Below are 5073 nucleotides of genomic sequence, written 5' to 3'. Positions count from 1 at the left end.
GCGAGACTGGCGTGCGGCTCCGGGAGGGTGTTAGCGACGTTGGTAACGGCACCACCCTGGCGCTCATGAGCTCGGTGCTTGATCTGGACCGTGAGCGTGTCGCGGCTCCAGCCTTGTTCCAGGGTCTGACGTGCATACCAGAGGCGGGTCGATAAGTCTTTGATCTGAAGGAACACAATGTTGTGTGCCCAACTCAATGTGGCCAGATCATGTGCCGCAAGGTTGTCCGGCGCAGCCAAACCGGGCTCGCCCGTCGCAACGGGCGTCTCCGTAGCCGGCAGCAATTGGGCCACCGGCCGTGGCCCAATCTGAAACAGGCTTGGATAGGCCGACCAGAATTGTACCATCCGCTTGATGTTGCGTTCGGAAAACCCCTTCTGCTCAGGAAGTTCATTCTTGAGGTCAAGTGCGAGTCGTGGGATAACCCCGGCGCCCCAGCCCTCCTGTTCCTGCCGGGCGGCGATCATGCGGCCGATGTCCCAATACATCAGGATCATCTCGGCATTGGCGGACAAGGCAGCGCGGTGCTGGGCCTGGCGGACACGGGTCTTGATGTCGCCGAGCAGGTCGCGGTAGACGGCGAGTTCCTGTGACTTCATCGCGTCAGGGCCTCCATGAGCTGCGCCTTCAACTGTGCGCGCGTCTCTGCGATCTGGGCCAGCAGCCGTTCATATTCCGGCAGCAGGTGGTCGACATCGCCCGGGCCGGTGTCTGGATTGTGCGGGTTCTTGAGGTCGAGGTTGAAGTTGCCGGCCTTGAGTCGATCGATGCCGACGCACCAGGCTTGCTCATTCTCTACCCGGGCGGCGAAGCCGTCCTGTTCCGAACCCCACCACGAGCGCTCGCCCTCGAACTCCTCGATTCGGATCGGCTTGCCCTTGTTGTAGCTCTTGGCGCCGGGCGGATAGGGGTGCTCGTAATACCAAACCTGGGTGGTCGGCGCGCCCTTGGTGAAGAACAGCAAGTTGGTGCGGATGCCGGTGTAGGGATTGAAGACGCCGTTGGGCAGGCGCACGATGGTGTGCAGGTTGCATTCCGTGAGCAGGGCCTCCTTGATGCGGGTCTTCACACCCTCGCCGAAGAGTGTGCCGTCGGGCAGCACCAGCCCGGCGCGTCCGCCGGGCTTCAGGATCTTCATCAGCAACACGAGGAACAGATCGGCGGTCTCGCGGGTGCGGAACTCGGCGGGGAAATTCGCCTCGATGCCGTCCTCCTCCATGCCGCCGAAAGGCGGGTTGGTCACGATGACATCCACCCGCTCCTTCGGGCTCCAGTCGCGCAGCGGACGGGCGAGGGTGTTGTCGTGCCGGACGTTGGAGGGCACGTCGATGCCGTGCAGGAGCAGGTTGGTCATGCACAGCACATGCGGCAGGTGCTTCTTCTCGATGCCGGCAAAACAGTCTTGAATGCGGTGCTCGTCGGCCTCGTTCCTGGCCTGCTTGCGCAGGTGTTCGATAGTGCAGGTGAGGAAGCCGCCGGTGCCGCAGGCGGGGTCGAGGATGGTCTCGCCCAGGCGCGGATCGACCTGCTCGACGATGAATTGGGTAACGGCGCGTGGGGTGTAGAACTCGCCGGCATTGCCCGCGGATTGCAAATCCTTCAGCAGTTTCTCATAGATGTCGCCGAACAGGTGGCGGTCATCGGAGGCGTTGAAGTCGATGCCATTGATCTTGTTGATCACCTGCCGCATCAGGGTGCCGTTCTTCATGTAGTTGTTGGCATCCTCGAAGCTCATGCGGATGAGCCCGCTGATCCGGTCGCCGCCGCCGGTCAGTGACTTGAGCCGCGGCAGGAGGCTGTCGTCGACGAAGTCGAGCAGGGCGTCACCGGTGATACCCTCGTCGTCCCCGGCCCAATTGGACCAGCGCAGGTTTGCGGGGAGCGGGGAGCGGTAGTCGTCACGCAAGAGTTCCAGTTCCTTCTCGCGGTCGTCGAAGATCTTGAGCAGGAACATCCAGCCGAGTTGTTCGAGCCGCTGGGCATCGCCGTAGGTTCCGGCGTCCTTGCGCATGATGTCCTGGATGGTCTTGACGAGATTGGAAACATTCGGCATGGACTAAGCGGCCTTCTGGTACAGGGCGGTTTCGAGTTGATTCACAGCGGCGAGATAAGCGGTCTTGCCGCCGAACAGCTTGATGATCTCCACCGGGGTGCCCAAGGCAGGCAGCGGGTCGACCTTGAGGATCTCCAGAGACTCGACGCTGCGGATACCTGAGTCGGCGTATTTCTGGAGCAGGGCGTCGAGGACCGCGCGGGCTTGGTCGCCAAAGCTGCCGAAGACGTTACGCTTGCGCACTTTTTCGGCCCGCTCCTGGCGCGTCAGCGGCGATTGGTCGAAGGCGACGTGACAGACCAGATCAAATGCGTCGTAGTCGCGGCCGACCTGCTCGGCCAATTCGTCGAGGAAGACACCCTGGGTGGCGAGTTCCTCCAGAATGGCCTGCTTTCGGTCGGCCTCGTTCCAGGCGTTCAAGAATGCGTCCAGCGAGGCATACGCCTTCCGCAGGGCCTTGCGTGAATAATCCCGGAGCGATTCGGTGATGAGGTTGCCGTCCGCGTCGAGGTACTGGACACGCTCGGTAACGACGCGGACCTCGACGTCGTCCACATAGTAGCGTGTGACGCTGGGGCCAGGCGGGTCTTGCTCACCACCGAAAGGATCAGGGTCACCCTCGCCGCCGGTCTCCCCGTCACCCGTCGGCGGCTCATCCTCAGGTGGGACGGGCGGTTGATCGGGGCCCGGCTCGTAGACCTGCACGGGATCGCCGTTGAAGTCCGGGTCGGCGAAGAGCGCCGTGGCCCGCCGGAAATCGATGATGGTGAAATACAGCTTGTTGTAGTCCTCGTTGATGCGGGTGCCGCGGCCGATGATCTGCTTGAACTCGGTCATGGACATGATGCGCTTGTCGAGCACGATCAGCTGGCAGGTTTGGGCATCGACCCCGGTGGACATGAGCTGGGAGGTCACGGCGATGACCGGAAAGGTGGACTCCGGATCGATGAAGTTGTCGAGCTGGGCCTTGCCCTCGTCGTTATCGCCGGTAATGCGCATGACGTACTTGCTGTTGGCGGCGGCCAGGTCCGGATTGGCATTGACCAGGGCCTGGCGCATCCGCTCGGCATGGTCGATGTTCTGGCAGAAGACGATGGTCTTGGCGAACCGATCCGTTGCCTTGAGAAATTCGGTGATTTTCGCGGCGACCAGAATGGTGCGCTGTTCGAGTATGAGATTGCGGTCGTAGTCGCAGTCGTTGTATTCGCGGTCTTCGATGGCATGACCGAACTTGTCGGCCTGCCCCAACGCCGGTCGCCAGCCGTCCAGATCGCGATCCAGCCCGATGCGTACCACTTTGTACGGCGCGAGAAAGCCGTCGGCGATGCCCTGCCGCAAGGAGTAGGTATAGATGGGCTCGCCGAAGTAGTCGATGTTGGATACGTCTTTGGTTTCCTTGGGGGTGGCGGTCATCCCAATCTGGGTCGCCGTGGAGAAGTAGTCGAGCACTTTGCGCCAGGCGGCATCGTCCGCGGCGCTGCCCCGGTGACATTCGTCCACGAAGACCAGATCGAAGAAGTCGGGAGAGAACTGCTTATAGATGTTCTGCTCCTCCTCGGTGCCGGTGACCGCCTGATAGAGGCACAGATAGACCTCGAACGCCTTGTCCACCGTGCGGTTGGTAATCTTGGTCATGGCCTGACCGAACGGCTTGAAGTCGTTGGTCTTGGTCTGGTCGGCCAGGATGTTGCGATCGACCAGGAACAGGATGCGTTTCTTGGCGCCCGATCGCCACAGGCGCCAGATGATCTGGAAGGCGGTGTAGGTCTTACCGGTACCAGTTGCCATTACCAGCAGGATTCGGTCTTCGCCGCGGGCAACGGCCTCGACTGTGCGATTGACGGCGATGAGCTGGTAATAGCGGGGGATTTTACCGGAGCCGTCGTCAAAATAGTCCTGGGTAGCGATGGCTGCCTGTGGTCCGGCTAACCCCTTGGCCTTGCAGTAGCGCGTCCAGAGTTCCTCCGGGGAGGGAAATTGATCCAGCGGTATCTCGCGGGTCACCGACCCGGTGATCACCGTGCGGTCGTGTTCCAGGAAGGCGTCGCCGTTGGAACTGTAGACGAAGGGGATGTCAAGCATTTCAGCGCAATCCAGCGCTTGCTGCATGCCGTCGCCGACGCCGTGATTGTTGTCCTTCGCCTCAATGAGGGCCAGGGGGATGTTTGGCCTGTAAACGAGGATGTAGTCGGCGCGTCTGGCGACTCCACGCTTCACCGATTTTCCCCGAACGATGACGCGGCCCTTGGTGAAATAGACCTCCTCGCGCACCTGCGTCATGAGGTTCCATTTTTCGCCGTTCGCGCCAACCAGGGCGGGCGTGATGAACTTGGTGCGAATGTCTGTTTCAGTCAGGCTCTTCTTGTTCATCGCTCAATCCTATGTCGATCTGCCTTATGGAAGGAGGAAGGCTGCAACAGCGGCATCGTCAAGATCGCTGGATCGAATCGGATTGGTTGCAGTCTGGCGCAACGCCTCAGCCCGGCCTTCCTCCGGTGCATCCGGCTGGATCGAGCATACCCGCTGCACCCGGGGTACGGCAAACCAAGGAAGGGATCATCAGCAAGCCCCAGGCGTTGCTGCGTGTCCCGCCGGATAGGCTGGGGTAGATGCTGTCCCCTCGTCTGGACCCCGAGGTCAAGGCCACGCCCGTGGCCTCGGGCCTGCCGGCCTCCCCCGGTGCTGCCTTCGGCCTCGGGGTGTTCGACGTGGACCGCGCCGAGATTCAGTCCCTCATCAGGCCGCGCGACGAGCGGGTGAGGGCGAGGCGTTTCGGACATCATTTAGATGTCGGCGATCCTGCAGGGGCGGGTTTCAAACCCGCCCCTGCAGGTACAGGGATTTCCGGCTTGACACTTTTCCGGGAGGCAGTAAGATATTCGGCTGGCTGACGGATTCGGCGGCCAGGAGGCACCGGGGTGAGACGACGCAGTCGGGCCGGATCGAAGTTCAGGGATGGGTTGACAGGGCGTCGAAACTGGTTAGAATGATCGGCTCGCTGGATGGAGTCGGCGGCGGAT

At 61.8% G+C, this 5073-nt stretch carries 3 protein-coding genes; all 3 read right to left on the bottom strand.

The window, feature by feature from the left end; translation table 11 throughout:
- The coding region (locus tag QZY44_RS01325; RefSeq protein ID WP_295441189.1) for a DUF1016 N-terminal domain-containing protein at positions 1-599 on the bottom strand (599 nt) is incomplete at its 3' end.
- On the bottom strand, positions 596-2053 hold the full coding sequence (locus QZY44_RS01320; protein ID WP_295441186.1) for a class I SAM-dependent DNA methyltransferase: 1458 nt from the start codon (positions 2051-2053) through the stop codon (positions 596-598). The genes QZY44_RS01325 and QZY44_RS01320, both read right to left, overlap by 4 nt.
- A 3-nt stretch (positions 2054-2056) precedes the next feature.
- A complete protein-coding gene (hsdR, locus tag QZY44_RS01315; protein WP_295441183.1) occupies positions 2057-4423 on the bottom strand; it encodes an EcoAI/FtnUII family type I restriction enzme subunit R in 2367 nt (788 codons plus the stop codon).
- Positions 4424-5073 lie beyond the last annotated feature (650 nt).

The organism is uncultured Thiodictyon sp., from assembly GCA_903837595.1.
GTDB lineage: Bacteria > Pseudomonadota > Gammaproteobacteria > Chromatiales > Chromatiaceae > Thiodictyon.
The sequence above is the reverse complement of the archived record's forward strand: the minus strand, read 5'-3'. Positions and strand labels throughout refer to the sequence as shown.